We start from the raw sequence: 266 nt of genomic DNA on the forward strand, positions 1-266 counted from the left end.
GAAGTCGTAACAAGGTAGCCGTATCGGAAGGTGCGGCTGGATCACCTCCTTTCTAAGGATATTTACGGAATATAAGACCTTGGGTCTTATAAACAGAACGTTCCCTGTCTTGTTTAGTTTTGAAGGATCATTCCTTCGAAACGTGTTCTTTGAAAACTAGATAACAGTAGACATCACATTCAATTAGTAAGACAAGATATCACATAGTGATTCTTTTTAACGGTTAAGTTAGAAAGGGCGCACGGTGGATGCCTTGGCACTAGGAG

Annotated in this window: 1 rRNA gene; it reads left to right on the plus strand. The window is 41.0% G+C overall.

The window, feature by feature from the left end:
• Nucleotides 1-52 (plus strand): 16S ribosomal RNA (locus AC0DBE_RS21795); the annotation flags it as partial.
• Nucleotides 53-266 lie beyond the last annotated feature (214 nt).

Source organism: Bacillus sp. VA15, from assembly GCF_055721145.1.